The following is a 16,708-nucleotide window of genomic DNA, read 5'->3' as shown; positions in this document are numbered from 1 at the left end:
CGCTTGCGGATGCGCCTGGAAGGTCCAATTAGCTATGATCCGGGTTAAGGAGTTTCAAGCAAGTCGTGTCCCGCACCCCGATTCTTATCGCCGCAGCCCTGTGGGCTCCGCTCGCCGGGTGCGGCGAGGGGACCCCGCCGGTCATGGTGCCCGGAACGGCGCCCCAGGCGCCGCCTGAGACCGCCTATCTGACGCCCCCTGCCGTCACCGCCGCCCGACTCCAGGGGGGGAGCCTCATGCTGTCCGGCGCGGCCCCGGCCGGCGCCAGGGTGCGGCTGGCCACGCCCGCCGGCGACGCGGTCTTCGCCAACGCCGACCCGAAGGGCGTCTGGCGGGTCGCCCTGCCGGCCTCGCCGGAGGCGCGGATCTACGGGATCTCCGCGGCCAGCGGGCCTCGCACCGCCCAGGGCGAGGGCTATCTGCTGCTCACGCCCCAGGGCGAGCCCGTGCTGCTGAGGGCCGGAGCAGGAGCCCTGCGCATCGGACCGCGCGGCCAGCACGGCCTGGACGCCGTGGACTTCGACCGGGAGGGCGGGGCGGTGGTCTCCGGCCGTGCTCCGGCCGGGGCGGCGCTCAGCGTCCATATCGACGGGCGCCAGACCGCCGACGGTCGCGCTGATTCGACCGGCCGCTACGCCATCGCGCTCACCCAGCCCTTACCGCCCGGGGCGCACCAGGTCGACGTGTTCGGCGACGCGACCGAGAACTCCGTCATGGTCGACGCGACCTCCGCGCCGCCGCTGGCCAACGGTCCGTTCCGCGCGGCCCAGGTGGGCTCCGGCCTGCGGGTCGACTGGATGACGCCGGGCGGCGGCGCCCAGTCCACCCTGTTGCTGAAATGAGCGCCCTGACTTGACCTTCGCCCACCCCAGCACGGCGCGCGGCTTCGCCGTTCCCGGCGCGATCTCCCCGGCCTCGGTCAAGTTCGACTTCTGGCGCTCCATGGCCGATCTCGGCCGGCTGGTCATGCGCTCGGGCGCGCCCGGCCTCAAATGGCGGGTCAGCGCCTCCCTGGCCCTGGTTTTCGTCGGCAAGCTGGCCGGAGTGGGCGCGCCCGTGGCCCTGGGGGAGGCGATCAACACCCTGGCGCCTGGCGCGGGCGCCCCGGCGGCCGAGGTCGGCGTCGGTTTCGTGGCCTTCGCGCTCGCCTTCGTCGGCCTGCGCCTGGTCGCGGCCTGCGCGCCCTATGCCCGCGACGCCATCTTCACCGTGGTCAGCCAGTCGACCATGGCCAAGGCGGCCACCGAGACCTTCGCCCATGCGCTCGCCCTGTCGCTGGACTTCCACCAGGGCAAGCAGACGGGCAGCATGGCCCGGATCATCGACCGCGGGGCGCGGTCCACCGACTTCCTGATGCGCAGCGTGGTGTTCAACCTGGGCCCCACGGCTATCGAGCTGGTCCTCGCCATGATCGTCATGGCCACCCGGCTGGACTGGCGTTTCGCTCTCACCGCCTTCGCCACCATCGTCGTCTATACGGTCCTGACCTTCAAGATCACCGACTGGCGGCTGGCCCACCGGCGCGAGCTGAACGAGGCCGACAGCCGCACGGCGGGCCTCTCGGTGGACGCCCTGTTGAACTACGAGACGGTCAAGACCTTCGGCTCCGAGGTCCGCACGGTCGGCCGCTACGAGGCGGCCATGGGCGACTATGTGAAGGCCGGTGTGAAGGCCAACACCTCGCTCTCCCTGCTGAACGCCATCCAGTCGGTGGTGCTGAACCTGGGCCTGGCCCTGATGACTGTCATGGCCGGGTATGAGGTGCTGGAAGGCCGCATGCGGATCGGCGACGTCACCATGGCCATCCTGCTGCTGATCGGCATCTACGGCCCGCTCAACATGTTGGGCTTCAACTACCGCGAGATCCGCCAGGCCTTCATCGACATGGAGCAGATGGTGGCTTTGACAGCGCTGAAGCCCGACATCGTCGACGCGGCCGACGCGCGGGACCTGCCGCCCGCCACTGGGCGCGGGGCCGAGATCGTGTTCGAGGATGTGGAGTTCCGCCACGACGCCCGCTCCACCGGCCTGATCGGCATGAACTTCCGCGCCGCGCCGGGCTCGACGGTGGCCCTGGTCGGTCCCTCCGGCGCGGGCAAGACCACGGCGGTGCGCCTGGCCCTGCGGTTGATCGATCCGCAGAGCGGCCGGATCACCCTTGATGGCGTCGACCTGCGCCAGGTGAAGCAATCGGCCCTGCGCCGGGCGGTGGCCCTGGTGCCGCAGGACGTGGCCCTGTTCAACGACACTATCGCCGCCAACATCGCCTTCGCCCGGCCCGAGGCCAGCGCCGCCGATGTCCGCGCCGCGGCCGAGGCCGCCGAGCTGGGCGCCTTCATCGACGGCCTGCCGAACGGCATGGCGACCCTGGTGGGCGAGCGCGGCCTAAAGCTCTCCGGCGGCGAACGCCAGCGGGTGGGCATCGCCCGCGCCCTGCTGGCCGATCCGCGCTTCCTGGTGCTGGACGAGGCCACCAGCGCTCTCGACGGCCCCACCGAGGAGGCGATCCAGGCCACCCTGCGCAAGGTGAGGGAAGGGCGCACCACCCTGGTCATCGCCCACCGGCTGTCGACCGTGGTCGACGCCGACCTGATCCTGGTCCTGCGCCGCGGTCGCATCGTCGAGCAGGGCCGCCACGCCGAGCTGCTGGAGAACGCCGGCGAATACGCCGCCCTCTGGCGCCGGCAGACCCGGGAAGTCTGAGGCGTCGCGCTCCTTTTCCCTCCCCTTTATGGGGAGGGACCGGTCGCGAAGCGACCAGGGTGGGGAAGTCCGGCAAGTCGCGCGGAAGCTTCAGAAAGCCCCACCCTCGACCGCTACGCGGTCTGCCCTCCCCATGAAGGGGAGGGAAAAGCCAACTACTCCGCGGCCTTGGGCAGGCCGTCATCGTCGCCGAACACCACCGAGGGCTTCCGCGACAGCGTCTGGCGGGGCTTGAAGACCTTGCCGCCGGTCTTGCTCCAGAACCAGGCGAACCGACGCGAGGCCACCTTGGGCGCGGCCAGCAAGACTGGCGTCAGGATCAGGGTCAGCAGGGTGGCGAAGGACAGGCCCCAGACCACGGCGCCTGAGAGCTGCACCCACCATTCCGAACCGGGCGCCTTGTACTCCATGTGCATGCCATGGAAGTTCGGGTGCACCTGGAACATCAGCGGCAGCAGGCCGACGACGGTGACCAGGGTGGTCAGCATCACCGGCCGGAACCGCTGGGCGGCGGCGCGCACCGCGGCCTCGTCGGCCGGGAAGCCCAGGCGCCGGAGCTGGTAGTAGGTGTCCACCAGCACGATGTTGTGGCCGACCACCACGCCGGCCAGGGCCACGACCCCGGTCCCCAGCATGATCACCGAGATGTAATCGAAGGTGTGGCCGAGGTTGACCACGACCCCCAGCAGCACCCCGACCGTGGACAGGGCCACCGCCGAGAGCGTCACCAACACCCCGTAGAAGGAGTTGAACTGCCAGAGCAGGATCACCCCCATCAGGAACAGGGACACGGCCATGGCGGTCATGAAGAACACCGCCGCCTCGCGGCCCTCCTCGTCGGCGCCGGTGAATTTCCAGCGGACGGACGGGTCGAGATTGGCCTTCTCCAGCCAGGGCCGGAGCTCCTCGATCTTGGGGCTGGCGTCGACGCCCTCGATGGTGTTGGCCTGGATGACCACCAGGCGCTGGCCATCGCGGCGCTGGATGGTCGTGACCTGCTGAGCCGGCATCTGCTTGATGAAGTAGCTGGCCGGCACCGGACCGCTGGCGGTCGGGATCTTCAGAGTGTCGAAGGCGGCCACGTTGCGCGCCTCGGGCGGGAAGCGGACGCGGATGTCCAGCTCGTCGTCGGCGTCGTCGGGGCGGAAGCGTCCCACCAGCACGCCGCCGGTTACGAACTGGATGGCCTGACCGACCGAGAGCACGTCGACTCCGTAGCGGCCGGCGGCCTCGCGATCGACCGCCAGGTTCCACTCGATCCCGGGGGAGGTGCGATTGTCCTCCATCTCATAGAGTTGGCGATCGCTGGCGAACTTGGCCTTGACCAGGTCGGCCGCGGCGTTGAGCGCCACCGGATCCTGGCCGCGCAGTTCGACCTGCACATCCTTGCCCGTGGGCGGTCCGCCCTGCGGCTCGCGGACCTCGACCTCGATGCCGGGCAGGTTGGTGACCCGCGCACGGACCGCATTGGCGATGTCCTTGCCGACCAGGCCCAGGGCCTGGCGTTCCTCATACTCGGCAAAGTCGAGATTCAGGCGGCCGATGGTGTCGTTGGGGGCGGAGTTGGGCCCGCCGCCCGGGCTGCTGGTGCCCGTGCGGGTGAAGATCGAGTTCACGCCCTTGATGCCCTGCAGGCGGTTTTCGACCTGCTTGACCAGGATGTCCTGGGCCTGGGGCGAGAGGTTGCCGCGGGCCTTCACATAGACGTTCACCCATTCCGGGTCCTGCTGCAGGAAGAACTCCGAGGGCTTCTTGGCCGCGCCGAAGGCCATGACGATCGCGACGATGATTCCAAGGGTCGCCAAGCACGTGCGGCCGGGGTGACGGCCCAGCACGTCGATCATCCGGGCGTAGTAACCCATGAAGCCCTTCATCTCGCGCGGGTCGCCGCGCTCGGACTTTTCGATCTCGGCCAGGTGCTCGGCGTCCACCGCGGCCTTGCGGCCGAAGATCGACCCCAGGGCCGGGGTGAAGATCAGGGCGATGAAGATCGAGGCGCCCAGCACGTAGAACAGGGTCATGGGCAGGAAGCTCATGAACTTGCCCGGGATCGAGTTCCAGAACAGGAAGGGCAGGAAGGCGCAGAGCGTGGTCAGGGTGCCATTCAGCACCGGCCAGAACATGCGCTTGCCGGCGGCGGCGAAGGCCTCCTCCTTGGGCATGCCCTCGGCCATTTTCCGGTCGGCGTACTCCACGACCACGATGCCGCCGTCGACCAGGATGCCGACCGCCAGCACCAGGCCGAACATCACCATCTGGTTCAGGGTCACGCCGTTGGCGTTCAGCATCAGGAAGGCCAGCAGGAAACAGGCCGGGATCGCCGCGCCGACCATCAGGCCCTGGCGGATGCCGAGCGTCGTCACGATGATCAGCATGACCAGGATGGTGGCGGTCAGCAGGCCGCTCTCCAGCACCACCAGGGTGCGGCCGATGAAGTCGCTTTCGTCGAAGATGTAGTTGGCCTTGACCGTCTCGGGCCAGCGCTTCTGCTCCTCGGCGACGACCTTGCGGACCTCCTTCACCGTATCGAGGATGTTGGCGCCCGAGCGCTTGGCCACGTCCACCGAGAAGGCGGGCTGGCCGTTGAAGCGGGTGATGAGGGTCGCTTCCTTGAAGGTTCTGCGCACGTCGCCGATGTCGCCGACGGTGATCAGGCGGTCGCCGTTCCGCTTGATCGGCAGGGCCAGGATGTCTTCCGGCTTCTCGACGACGCCGGGAACCTTCACGGCGAACTTGCCGGTGGTGGATTCCAGGTTGCCGGCGGGCACCAGCTGGTTGTTGCGCCCGATCACCTGGGCCAGTTCGCCGGTGGTGACGTTGGCCGCCTCCATCCGCGCTGGGTCGACGGTGACCTCGAGGAACTCCTCGCGACCGCCGTTTAGATAGACCTCCAGCACGCCGGGCGCGCTTTCCAGCCGATCCTGCAGGGAGCGCGCGATCTGGAACAGGGTCCGCTCGGGCGCGGCGCCCGACAGCACGATGCCGATGATCGGTTCACCGGTGAAATTGGCTTCCTCGATGATCGGCTCTTCGGCGTCCGGCGGGAACTCGCCGCGGGCCAGGTCGACCTTGGCGCGGACTTCGCCCAGGGCCTTGTCCTTGTCGAAGTCCGCCTCGAACTCGAGATTGACGATCGCCATGCTCTGGCGGGCGACCGCGTTCATCTCCTTGATGCCCTCGATCGCCTGGAGTTCGGTCTCCAGCGGTCGCACCAGCAGCCGCTCGGCGTCCTCGGGACTGACGCCGGGATAGGGCACCACCACCGAGATGAAGGGGAAGTCGATGTTCGGGTTGGATTCCCGCGGCATGGCCAGGTAGGCGAACAGGCCGAAGATGCTGGCGATCAGGGTGACGGCCAGCACGACCTTGCGCCGTTTTATCGCGCCGTCGATCAGAGGTCCGATCATCTGCCCAGTCTCCTACGGCGAGCGTCTCGCGCTTAGCGCGCGACGCCCACGCGAACCTTTTGACCCTCGGCCACGTACGACTGGCCGACGGTGATGACGCGGACGGGACCTTGCAGGCCCGTCACCCAGATGCCTTGCGGGGTTTCCTCCAGCACCGTGACGGGGGAGAAGGCCACGCGGTTGTCGTCGAGGACATAGCGGACACCCTGGCGGCCCTTGGCGTCCAGCACCAGGGACGACAGGGGAACCAGGTGGGCAGGGCCCACGCCCGTGCCGATCTTGACCGAGGCCGAGAGGCCCGAGCGGATCAGATTCGGGTTGTTGGCCGTGACCTCCACCCGATAGGTGCGGGTCATGGCGTCGGCCTCGCGCGACGCATAGCGGATGCGGCCCGACAGGCTCTCGCCGGAGGTCAGCTGGGCCGTGGCCGTCGCTCCGACCCGGACCTTGGAGGCCTCGGTCTCGGGCAGGTCTCCCACGATCAGCAGCGGGTTCAGTTCGATCATGGTGCCGCAGGCCTGTCCGGGCGCCAGATAGGTCCCGATCTCGGCTTCGCGCTTGTCGAACACGCCGTTGAAGGGCGCGCGGATGTTCATCTGCTCCACGCCGATCTCGGCCTGGCGCGCGGCGGCCGCGGCGGCGTCGAGATTGGCCTGATCCTGCAGGACCTGGGTCTGGGAGCGGTAGCCCTTGGCGGCGAGGTCGGCCGAGGCCTTCTGCTGCAGCTGGCGCGAACGCACGTTGGCGCGCGCCTGATCGAGCGTGGCCTGGCGGGCGTCGACGTTCAGGCGGCAGAGCACCGCGCCCTTGCGCACATAGGAGCCTTCCACCGCCGGGGTCGCGGCGACCACGCCGGCGCTCTCGGACTTGACGACGACGCTACGAGCCGACTCGGTGCGACCGCGGATCGTGACGACATAGGGCTTGGCGACCTCCGGGGTCAGCACGGCCTGGACGGTCGGATCGGCCGCCTTGGTCTGGGCCGTGGTCTTGGCCTCGGCCTTTCCGGCCTTGCCCATGGCGTTCATGGTCGTCCCGACCACGAAGGCCAGGACAAGCACCCCGACCAGGATCAAGGCGAAGAGGTACTGTGGTTTTAAGCGCATCCAGCCGTTCCCCGAGCGCAGCAGCAGTGTCGCGACCGTCCCAATCCGGCCGCACGCCCCAGCTCACCAAATAGGTTGCGCCGCCTTGTTATTCCACCGTCCTACGAGCGCAAATGAAATCGCGGACAGGTAAGTGGTTCGGCGGATATTGTACCCTTTACGCCATAGGTTCGCAGCACAGCCTTGCGCAGACCTTAACCTCCCGGCAAACCACGCGCCCAGTCTTCGAAGGGAGCCCCAACGTCGTGAAATACCTGCACACCATGGTCCGCGTGGCCGATCTCGACGCCTCGCTGGATTTCTACTGCAACAAGCTGGGATTGCTGGAGGTCTCGCGCACCGAGAATCCCGGGGGGCGTTTCACCCTCGTGTTCCTGTGCGCCCCCGGCGACGAGGCGGCGGCCGCCCAGCGCAAGGCCCCGACCGTCGAGCTGACCTATAACTGGGACCCCGAGGACTATGGCGGCGGGCGCAATTTTGGCCACCTGGCCTATGCGGTCGACGACATCTACGCGACCTGCCAGCGGCTGGCCGACGGCGGGGTGACGATCAACCGCCCGCCCCGCGACGGACGCATGGCCTTCGTCCGCTCGCCGGACGGCATCTCCATAGAGCTGCTGCAGGCCGGTCCCGCCAAGCCGCCGGCCGAGCCCTGGGCCTCCATGCCGAACGTGGGTGTGTGGTGAGCGGTCGTCTGGAGGGGCGCTGCGCGCTCATCACCGGGGCGGCCGGGGGCATCGGCCTGGGCTGCGCCGAGGCCTTCGCCAAGGAGGGCTGCGACATGGTCCTCATGGATATCGACGGCCCGCGGCTGGCCGCCGCCGCCGCGGACCTGGCCCGGAGGTCGGGCCGCAAGGTCCATGCGCTGACCTGCGATGTCAGCGACGCCGAGGCCGCCCGCGCCGCGGTGATCAAGGCCGCGGCCCTGCTGGGACGGATCGATGTCCTGGTCAATAACGCAGGCGTCCTGGCCCCGGGCGACATCCTCGACGCCGAGCTCGCCGACTTCGACCGGGTGCTGGCGATCAATCTTCGCGCGCCCTTCGTCATCGGCCAGACCGTGGCGCGCCACATGGTCGACGCCAAGATCAAGGGCTCGATCATCAACATGTCCTCGATCAACGCCATCCTGGCGATCCCCAACCAGGTCGCCTACGTGACCAGCAAGGGCGGCATCGGCCAGTTGACCAAGGCCATGGCGCTGGGCCTCGCGCCCTACGGCATCCGGGTCAACGCCATCGGCCCGGGCACCATCGTCACCGACATCCTGAAGGGCGTGATGGAGAATGACGACGCGCGCCGCAGGGTCCTGCAGCGCACCCCGCTCAAGCGTTTCGGCGAACCGGAGGAGATCGGCCGCGTGGCCGTGTTCCTGGCCAGCGAGGACGCCTCCTACATGACCGGCCAGACCATCTATCCCGACGGCGGACGGCTGGCCCTCAACTACACGGTGCCGGTCGACTAACCGGGCGCCCGCCGCCCACGGCGCATCATTCGGTGGCCGCGGTCGCCGAGACTAGCCTTGTGGTATGGCTGCGGCGTCGATCTCGGCCAGGACCAGCCGTACGGCCCTGGCGAAGGTCACCGAGACCCCGCTCGGGACCAGCAGGGCGTCATCGGCCTGCAGCGCCGCCTCGCCGCCCGGCCAGGACGCGGCGACGGCTTCCAGCGTCAGCAGCAGGGTCGCTTCGCTCGTGCAGGCGAGAGCGTCGCCGGCGTCCAGCGAACGGCGCCGGACATGGGCCCGATAGGCGCCGCGCCGGACCATGATGTTGAGATCGCGGATCGGCCCGAATTTCAGGCTGGCCTCGCATCGCGCCTCGCCGGGGAAGGCCAGGGGCGGGGAGGCGGCGTCCATCGTCACGGCCGTCCGCCCGTCGATGCTGAGGCTGAGGCCCGCGCCCTCGATCACGGTCAGCACCCGGTCGATCCCCGGGAAGCTGGAGAACGGCCCGCCCTCCGACACCTCGGCGATGCTGACCCGCCAGTCGAAGCCGTCCATGGTCGCGCCGGGAGGCTGCACGGCCAGTTCGCGGGTGATCCCGCCGCCGTTCTTCCAGGGGACCGCGATCCGGTCGACGGCGCGCAGGACGCGCGTCACGGGAGGATGCCCGGCAGGTCCAGGCCCTTCTCGCGGGCGACGTTGAGCGCGATCTCATAGCCGGCGTCGGCATGGCGCATGACGCCGCTGGCCGGGTCGTTCCACAGCACCCGCTCCAACCGCTTGGCGGCGGCCGGGGTGCCGTCGGCCACGATCACCATGCCGGCGTGCTGCGAGAACCCCATGCCCACCCCGCCGCCGTGGTGCAGCGACACCCAGGTGGCGCCCGACGCGGTATTGAGCAGGGCGTTCAGCAGCGGCCAGTCGGAGACCGCGTCGGAGCCGTCGCGCATAGCCTCGGTCTCACGGTTGGGGGAGGCGACGGAGCCTGAGTCGAGGTGATCGCGGCCGATCACCACCGGGGCCTTCAGCTCGCCGGAGGCCACCATCTCGTTGAAGGCCAGGCCCAGGCGGTGCCGGTCGCCCAGTCCCACCCAGCAGATCCGGGCGGGCAAGCCTTGGAACTTGATCCGCTTGGCGGCCATGTCGAGCCAGTTGTGCAGGTGGGCGTTGTCGGGGATCAGTTCCTTCACCTTGGCGTCGGTCTTGTAGATGTCCTCGGGATCCCCCGACAGCGCCGCCCAGCGGAAGGGCCCGATCCCGCGACAGAACAGCGGGCGGATATAGGCCGGCACGAAGCCCGGGAAGTCGAAGGCGTCGGCCACGCCCTCTTCCTTGGCCATCTGGCGGATATTGTTGCCGTAATCGACGGTCGGGACGCCCGCCGCCTGGAAGTCCAGCATCGATTGGACATGCACGGCCATGGAGGCGCGGGCGGCTTCCTCCACCTGCTTCGGGTCCTGGTCGCGCATGGCGGCCCAGCGCTCCAGGCTCCAGCCCGCGGGCAGGTAGCCGTTGATCGGATCATGGGCCGAGGTCTGGTCGGTCAGCAGGTCCGGCCGGACGCCGCGCGCGAACATCAGCGGCAGCAACTCGGCGGCGTTGCCCAGCAGGCCGACGGAGATCGGGGTCTTGTCGCGGCAGGACTGTTCGATCCAGGCCAGGGCCTCGTCGAGATCCTCGGTGGAGCGGTCGAGATAGCCGGTGCGCAGCCGCATGGCGATGCTGGCGGGATTGCACTCGATGGCCAGGCAGGAAGCGCCGGCCATCACCGCCGCCAGGGGCTGGGCGCCGCCCATGCCGCCCAGGCCGGCGGTCAGCAGCCACTTGCCGGAGAGGTCGCCGCCATGGTGCTGGCGGCCCATCTCCACGAAGGTCTCATAGGTGCCCTGAACGATTCCCTGGGCGCCGATATAGATCCAGGAGCCGGCGGTCATCTGGCCGTACATGGCCAGGCCCTTGCGATCGAGTTCGTTGAAGTGCTCCCAGGTCGCCCAGCGCGGCACCAGGTTGGAGTTGGCGATCAGCACCCGGGGCGCGTCGGCGTGGGTCCTGAACACCCCCACCGGCTTGCCCGATTGCACCAACAGGGTCTCGTCGTCTTCCAGCCGGCGCAGGGTCTCGACGATCTTGTCGAAGCTCTCCCAGTCCCGCGCCGCACGGCCGATGCCGCCATAGACCACCAGCTCCTCGGGCCGCTCGGCCACGTCGGGATGCAGGTTGTTCATCAGCATCCGCAGCGGCGCCTCGGTGAGCCAGCTCTTGGCGGTGAGGGTCTGGCCGGTGGCGGGGCGGATGACGCGGGTGGTGTCGAGGCGGGTCATGGAGAACTCAAGCTTTGGCGAAGGCGACGCACGCCTTCAGGACTTCGGTGAGAGCCGCGCGCATCGGGGCGGCCTGGATGTCGGAATAGGGGGCGGGCCAGGTGGCCGGGGTCGGCGGCTCGGCCGGATCGTCCATGTAGCCGCGGCAGGCGAGCTCCATCTGGACGGCGTGAACGCCGTCTCCCGGCTGGCCGTAACGCCGGGTGGTCCAGCCGCCCTTGAAGCGGCCGTTGGTGACGCGGGAATAGCCGCTGGCGTCGCAGGCCGCCTCGACGGCGGCGGTCAGGAGCGGACTGCAGCTCTCGCCCGAATTGGTGCCTAGGCTAAAGTTCGGCAGCTCACCTTCGAACAGGCGCGGAATGACCGAGCGGATCGAATGGGCCTCGTAGAGCACCACCTTGTCGTGGACGCCGCGCAGTCGGGTCAGCTCGGCTTGCAGGGCCTCGTGATAGGGCGCGAAATAGGTCTCCCGTCGCCGCGCGATCTCGGCGGCGTCCGGGTTGCCATCGGCATAGAGCGGTTCGCCGTCGAAGGTGGTGGTCGGGCAGAGCTCGGTGGTCGCCTGGCCCGGATAGAGCGAGGCGCCCGACGGATCGCGGTTCACGTCGATCACCGTGCGGCTGATGGCCGTGCGCACGGTTGTCGCCCCGAGGTCGCGGGCGAAGCCGTACAGCCGGTCGATCCACCAGTCGGCGTCCTTCCGCGCCAGCCAGGGCGAGGCCAGGCGCTTCTCGATCTCCAGCGGGATCAGGGTCCCGGTGTGCGGGAAGCTGACCACCAGGGGACCGGCGCCACGATGGACCTCCAGCCACTCCATCACGACACGCCCGGCAGGCTGACGGCCTTGGCGGCCTCGATCACCGCGCCCGAACGCACCAGCGCGATGGCGGCCTCCATGTCCGGGTGGAAATGGCGGTCATCGGCCAGGTGCGGGACCTGGGCGCGGAGGGCGGCGCGGGCCGCCTCCAGGACGGAGCTCGAGGTCAGGGGCGCGTGGAAGTCGCAGCCCTGGGCGGCGGCCAGCAATTCGATGCCGATGACAGCGGTCGCATTGTCGACCATGCCCAGCAGTCGCCGCGCGCCGTGGGCGGCCATGGAGACGTGGTCTTCCTGGTTGGCGGAGGTGGGGATGGAGTCGACGCTGGCCGGATAGGCCTTCTGCTTGTTCTCGCTGACCAGGGCCGCGGCGGTCACCTGCGGGATCATGAAGCCGGAATTCAAGCCCGGCTTGGGCGTCAGGAACGCCGGCAGGCCCGAGAGCGCCGGGTCCACCAGCATGGCGATCCGCCGCTCGGCCAGGGAGCCGATCTCGCAGACGGCCAGGGCGATCATGTCGGCGGCGAAGGCCACCGGCTCGGCGTGGAAATTGCCGCCGGACAGGGCCTCGTCGCTCTCCGGGAAGATGAGCGGATTGTCGGTGACGCCATTGGCCTCGGTGGCGAGGGTGGTCGCGGCCTGGCGCAGGACGTCGAGGGCCGCGCCCATCACCTGCGGCTGGCAGCGCAGGCAATAGGGGTCCTGCACCCGCTCATCGCCCTGCAGGTGGGAGGCGCGGATCGCCGAGCCGGCCATCAGGGCGCGGAGGGCGTCGGCGGTCTCGATCTGGCCGGCATGGCGGCGCAGGGCGTGGATGCGGGGATCGAAGGGGGTGTCCGACCCCTTGGCGGCCTCGGTCGACAGGGCTCCGGTCACCAGGGCGGTCTGGAACAGCCGCTCAGCCCCGAACAGGGCGGCCAAGGCGTTGGCGGTGGAGAACTGGGTGCCGTTCAGTAGGGCCAGGCCCTCCTTGGGCCCGAGCGTCAGCGGCGAGAGCCCGGCCTTCGCCAGGGCCTGGGCGGCCGGCATCCGCGCTTCACCGACGAAGATCTCGCCCACCCCGATCATGGTCGCCGCCATATGGGCCAGCGGGGCGAGGTCTCCCGAGGCGCCCACCGACCCCTGGCCCGGAATGACCGGTGTCAGGCCCTTGGTCAGCATGGCCTCCAGCAGGGCGACCGTGGCTGGCCTCACCCCCGAGGCGCCCTGGGCCAGGCTCGCTAGCTTGAGCGCCAGCATCAGCCGGATCACTGGAACGGGAGAGGCCTCGCCCACGCCCGCGGCGTGTGAGAGTACGATGTTCCGCTGCAGGGTCTCCAGGTCGGCCGCGGCGATGCGGACGCTGGCCAGCTTCCCGAAGCCGGTGTTGATCCCGTAGACCGGCTCGCCCTTGGCCAGGATCCGCTCCACGGCCGCGGCGCTCTCGGCGATCAGCGGGGCGCAAGCCGGGTCGAGCCTCGCGCCGGCGCCCCGATAGATCGCCGCCCAGTCGGCGAGGCTCGCCTCACCGGGCCGCAAGACGACGTCGTTCATAGTCCACTCCAGACGCGGGCATGGAGCGGGTTGAACCCCATGCGATAGACAAGTTCGGCCGGGCGCTCGATGTCCCAAACGGCGAGGTCGCAGCGCTTGCCGGCCTCAAGGGTCCCGGTTTCGGCCAGCATTCCCAGGGCGCGGGCGGCCTCCCGCGTGACGCCTGCCAGGCACTCCTCGACCGTCAGCCGGAACAGGGTCGCGCCCATGTTCATGGTGAGCAGCAAGGAGGTGAGCGGCGAGGTGCCGGGATTGCAGTCGGTGGCCAAGGCGATGGGCACGCCGGCGGCGCGCAGGGCCTCGATCGGCGGCGGCACGGTTTCGCGCACGAAGTAGTAGGCGCCGGGCAGCAGGGTGGCGACCACGCCCGCCCGGGCCATGGCCGCGATCCCGGCCGCGTCCAGGTGCTCCAGGTGGTCGGCCGACAGCGCTCCGAACTCGGCGGCCAGAGCCGCGCCTTTGAGGTTGGAGAGCTGCTCGGCGTGCAGCTTGACGCGCAGACCGTGCGCCCTGGCCGCCTCGAACACCCGCCGCGTCTGGTCCGGGGTGAAGCCGATCCCCTCGCAGAAGGCGTCCACCGCGTCGGCCAGGCCCTCGGCTGCCACCGCCGGGATCATTTCGCGGCAGACCAGGTCGATATAGCCCTCCGGATCGCCCGCGAACTCCGGCGGTAGGGCGTGGGCGCCCAGGAAGGTGGTCTTGATGGTCACGGGGCGGCGCTGCTCCAGGGCGCGGGCGGCACGCAGCGATTTCAGCTCGTGCTCCAGCGAAAGCCCGTAACCGGACTTCACCTCGACGGTGGTCGCCCCCTCGGCGATCAGGGCGTCCAGGCGGGGCAGGGCGCTGGCGACCAACTCCGCCTCGCTGGCCGTCCGCGTGGCGGCCATGGTCGAGACGATGCCGCCGCCGGCCCGGGCTATCTCCTCGTAGGAGGCGCCGGCCAGCCGTAGTTCGAACTCGTGGGCGCGGTCGCCGCCGAACACCAGGTGGGTGTGAGGGTCGATCAGCCCCGGCGTGATCCAGCGGCCCCTACAGTCGATGGTTTCGTCGGTCACGAAGGCCGGCGCCTCGGAGGCGGGCCCGGCATAGACGATCCGGCCGTCGCGGGCGGCGACGCACCCGTCGTCCACCTCGCCCAGCCCCGGCCGCCCGGAGGCGAGCGTGGCGAGGCGGGCGCGGGCCCAGACCCTATCGCAGCGCATGGCCGCCTCCTTCCCTCGGTCGTCGAATATGTATAGACATATGTCCGAGACGGGAGGCTTGTCCAGTGACCGATCCGACGACGACCCTGTGGTTCGAAAGCGCCCTGCTGGAAACGGGATGGGCTGACAATGTCCGCCTGACACTACAGGGCGGCCGGATCGTCCGCGTCCAGGACGGCGTCCCGCGCGAGGTCCATGAGTCGGCTAACGGCCCTGCGGTCCCGGGCCTGCCCAACCTGCACAGCCACGCCTTCCAGCGCGGCATGGCGGGCCTGGCGGAGGTGCGCGGTCCGGCCGGCGATAGCTTCTGGACCTGGCGCGAGGTCATGTACCGCTTCCTGGAACGCCTGGGTCCCGAAGAGGTCGAGGCCATCGCCGCCCAGGCCTATGTCGAGATGCTGGAGGCCGGATTCACCCGGGTGGGGGAGTTCCACTACCTGCACCACGACCGCGACGGTTCGCCCTTCGCCGATCCCGCCGAGATGGCCGCCCGGATCGCGGCGGCGGCCGGCGAAAGCGGCATCGGGCTGACGCTTCTGCCGGTCTTCTATGCCCATTCCGGCTTCGGCGGCGCGGACCCGACTCCAGGCCAGGCCCGCTTCGTCCACGATATCGACGGCTTCGCGCGCCTGCTCGAGGCCAGCCGCAAGGCGGTGGCGGACCTCACCGGCGCGGTGGTCGGCCTGGCGCCGCACAGCCTGCGGGCTGTGACTCCTGGCGAGCTGAGCGCCCTCGTGGGCCTGGCGGGCAAGGGCCCGGTCCACATCCACGTGGCCGAGCAGACCCAGGAGGTCCAGGACTGCCTGGCCTGGTCCGGCCAGCGCCCGGTCGAATGGTTGCTGGCCAATGCCCCGGTCGATCCGCGCTGGTGCCTGGTCCACGCCACCCATGTCACCCTGGAGGAGATCGCCGACATGGCCCGCGCCGGAGCGGTTGTGGGGCTCTGCCCCATCACCGAGGCCAATCTCGGGGACGGCCTGTTCCTGGCGCCGGAGTTCCGCCAGCAGGGCGGCCGGTTCGGGATCGGCTCGGATTCCAACGTCCTGATCGACGTCGCCGAGGAGCTGCGCACCCTCGAATACGGCCAGCGCCTGGCGCGCCGGAATCGCAATGTCATGGCCGCCGAGCCGGGCGATTCCACCGGGGCGGGCCTCTATCGCGCGGCCCTGGCGGGCGGCGCCCAGGCGCTCGGGGTCGGGGCTCCGCGGCTGGCGGTGGGCGAGCTCGCCGACATCGTCACCCTCGACGCCGGCCATCCGGCCCTGGCCGCCCGGCGCGGCGACGCCCTGATCGACAGCTGGGTGTTCGCTGGACGCCAGGGCGTGGTCGACGGGGTCTGGCGCGCGGGCGTCAAGTTGGTCGGCGGAGGTCGCCACCACGCCCGCGACGCCGTCGCCGACCGCTACCGCAGGGCCCTGGCCCGCGTGCTGGCATGAGCGCGCCGCTGCATCAGCGCATCCGCGGCCAGATCGAGGACCAGATTCTCTCCGGAGCCTGGCCGCCGGGCCATCGCATTCCCTACGAACACGAGTTGATGGCCGCCCACGGCTGCTCGCGCATGACCGTGAACAAGGCGATGACGGCGTTGGCCGAGGCCGGGCTGATCGAGCGCCGCCGCCGGGCCGGCTCCTTCGTGGCCCGGCCCAAGGTCCATTCGGCGGTGTTGGACATCCCCGACCTGCGCTCGGAAGTCACCCGTCGCGGCCAGACCTACGCCTTCCGGCTGATCTCCAGCCGCCGCCGTGCGGCCAAGGGTCCGGCCGAGATCGAGCTGGCGGGCGGCGGAGCCCTGCTGGACCTGCGCGGCCTGCACCTGGCCGCGGGCCGGCCCCTGGCCGTCGAGGCCCGCCTGATCAGCTTGGCCGTCGCGCCGGAAGCCGCTGGGATCGATTTCTCCGGGGAGCCGCCCGGCGCCTGGCTGCTGGAGCACGTCCCCTGGACTGAGGCCGAGCATCGGATCAGCGCGGTCGGCGCCGACGCCGCCACGGCGAAATTGCTGGAGATCCCGCGTGGCGCGGCCTGCCTGGCGGTCGACCGCCGCACCTGGCGCGGCCCCACCCACGTCACCCAGGTCCGCCAGCTCTTCCCGGGCGAGGCCTATGACCTCGTGGCGAGGTTCGGGTCGTCGCGGGGCGGGTAGGCGCGCAAACCCAACTGTCATCCCGGTTTGCGAAAC

13 protein-coding genes are annotated in these 16,708 nt (G+C 70.0%); 6 read left to right on the top strand and 7 right to left on the bottom strand.

Annotation, left to right across the window (positions count from 1 at the left end; translation table 11 throughout):
- Positions 1 to 65: 65 nt before the first annotated feature.
- The gene (locus V6M51_RS22050) at positions 66 to 842 is read left to right on the top strand and encodes a hypothetical protein (RefSeq protein ID WP_332770384.1); all 777 of its coding nucleotides are present in this window, start codon (positions 66 to 68) and stop codon (positions 840 to 842) included.
- A gap of 100 nt (positions 843 to 942) precedes the next feature.
- Entirely contained in the window at positions 943 to 2,703 is a 1,761-nt protein-coding gene (locus V6M51_RS22045) for an ABCB family ABC transporter ATP-binding protein/permease (RefSeq protein ID WP_332770539.1), read from the top strand.
- A gap of 155 nt (positions 2,704 to 2,858) precedes the next feature.
- Here V6M51_RS22045 and V6M51_RS22040 read toward each other — a convergent pair whose 3' ends face one another.
- Both V6M51_RS22040 and V6M51_RS22035 read right to left on the bottom strand, forming a co-directional pair.
- Positions 2,859 to 6,110: an efflux RND transporter permease subunit gene (locus tag V6M51_RS22040; RefSeq protein ID WP_332770383.1), complete on the bottom strand. Its 3,252-nt coding sequence runs from the start codon at positions 6,108 to 6,110 to the stop codon at positions 2,859 to 2,861.
- Positions 6,111 to 6,142: 32 nt separating this feature from the next.
- Positions 6,143 to 7,216 carry an efflux RND transporter periplasmic adaptor subunit gene (locus V6M51_RS22035; protein WP_332770382.1) on the bottom strand — a complete coding sequence of 358 codons (1,074 nt, stop codon included), beginning with the start codon at positions 7,214 to 7,216 and terminating at the stop codon, positions 6,143 to 6,145.
- Positions 7,217 to 7,461: 245 nt separating this feature from the next.
- Here V6M51_RS22035 and V6M51_RS22030 point away from each other — a divergent pair, with 245 nt between their 5' ends.
- Complete coding sequence (locus V6M51_RS22030) at positions 7,462 to 7,902, top strand: VOC family protein (protein ID WP_332770381.1); 441 nt, start codon at positions 7,462 to 7,464, stop codon at positions 7,900 to 7,902.
- Positions 7,899 to 8,681 (top strand): SDR family NAD(P)-dependent oxidoreductase, encoded by a 783-nt coding sequence (locus V6M51_RS22025; protein ID WP_332770380.1) that lies wholly within the window; start codon positions 7,899 to 7,901, stop codon positions 8,679 to 8,681. The genes V6M51_RS22030 and V6M51_RS22025 overlap by 4 nt, the downstream gene beginning before the upstream one ends.
- Positions 8,682 to 8,732: 51 nt before the next feature.
- Here V6M51_RS22025 and V6M51_RS22020 read toward each other — a convergent pair whose 3' ends face one another.
- Genes V6M51_RS22020 through hutI form a run of 5 tightly spaced genes read right to left on the bottom strand, consistent with a single transcriptional unit; the run spans position 8,733 to position 14,532 of the window.
- Complete coding sequence (locus tag V6M51_RS22020; protein ID WP_332770379.1) at positions 8,733 to 9,317, bottom strand: HutD/Ves family protein; 585 nt, start codon at positions 9,315 to 9,317, stop codon at positions 8,733 to 8,735.
- Entirely contained in the window at positions 9,314 to 10,981 is a 1,668-nt protein-coding gene (gene hutU, locus V6M51_RS22015) for a urocanate hydratase (RefSeq protein ID WP_332770378.1), read from the bottom strand. Before hutU ends, V6M51_RS22020 begins: the two co-directional genes overlap by 4 nt.
- Positions 10,982 to 10,988: 7 nt before the next feature.
- Positions 10,989 to 11,801 carry an N-formylglutamate deformylase gene (gene hutG, locus V6M51_RS22010; protein WP_332770377.1) on the bottom strand — a complete coding sequence of 271 codons (813 nt, stop codon included), beginning with the start codon at positions 11,799 to 11,801 and terminating at the stop codon, positions 10,989 to 10,991.
- The gene (hutH, locus tag V6M51_RS22005) at positions 11,798 to 13,330 is read right to left on the bottom strand and encodes a histidine ammonia-lyase (RefSeq protein ID WP_442957873.1); all 1,533 of its coding nucleotides are present in this window, start codon (positions 13,328 to 13,330) and stop codon (positions 11,798 to 11,800) included. Before hutH ends, hutG begins: the two co-directional genes overlap by 4 nt.
- On the bottom strand, positions 13,327 to 14,532 hold the full coding sequence (gene hutI / locus V6M51_RS22000) for an imidazolonepropionase (RefSeq protein WP_332770376.1): 1,206 nt from the start codon (positions 14,530 to 14,532) through the stop codon (positions 13,327 to 13,329). Before hutI ends, hutH begins: the two co-directional genes overlap by 4 nt.
- Before the next feature lie 65 nt (positions 14,533 to 14,597).
- Between hutI and V6M51_RS21995 the strand changes: the two genes are divergently transcribed.
- The gene (locus V6M51_RS21995; protein ID WP_332770375.1) at positions 14,598 to 15,968 is read left to right on the top strand and encodes a formimidoylglutamate deiminase; all 1,371 of its coding nucleotides are present in this window, start codon (positions 14,598 to 14,600) and stop codon (positions 15,966 to 15,968) included.
- Positions 15,965 to 16,672, top strand: a complete 708-nt coding sequence (gene hutC, locus V6M51_RS21990; protein WP_332770374.1) for a histidine utilization repressor — start codon at positions 15,965 to 15,967, stop codon at positions 16,670 to 16,672. Before V6M51_RS21995 ends, hutC begins: the two co-directional genes overlap by 4 nt.
- Positions 16,673 to 16,708: the final 36 nt, after the last annotated feature.

The sequence above is a fragment of the Phenylobacterium sp. genome (genome assembly GCF_036677185.1).
In the GTDB taxonomy this organism is placed as follows: Bacteria; Pseudomonadota; Alphaproteobacteria; order Caulobacterales; family Caulobacteraceae; genus Phenylobacterium.
The sequence above is the reverse complement of the archived record's forward strand: the minus strand, read 5'-3'. Positions and strand labels throughout refer to the sequence as shown.

Coding starts and splice junctions, on each gene's coding strand:
- hutI (WP_332770376.1), bottom strand. CDS start 14,532: ATGCGCTGCGATAGGGTCTGGGCCCGCGCCCGCCTCGCCACGCTCGCC.
- V6M51_RS22045 (WP_332770539.1), top strand. CDS start 943: ATGGCCGATCTCGGCCGGCTGGTCATGCGCTCGGGCGCGCCCGGCCTC.
- V6M51_RS22035 (WP_332770382.1), bottom strand. CDS start 7,216: ATGCGCTTAAAACCACAGTACCTCTTCGCCTTGATCCTGGTCGGGGTG.
- hutH (WP_442957873.1), bottom strand. CDS start 13,330: ATGAACGACGTCGTCTTGCGGCCCGGTGAGGCGAGCCTCGCCGACTGG.
- V6M51_RS22040 (WP_332770383.1), bottom strand. CDS start 6,110: ATGATCGGACCTCTGATCGACGGCGCGATAAAACGGCGCAAGGTCGTG.
- hutU (WP_332770378.1), bottom strand. CDS start 10,981: ATGACCCGCCTCGACACCACCCGCGTCATCCGCCCCGCCACCGGCCAG.
- hutC (WP_332770374.1), top strand. CDS start 15,965: ATGAGCGCGCCGCTGCATCAGCGCATCCGCGGCCAGATCGAGGACCAG.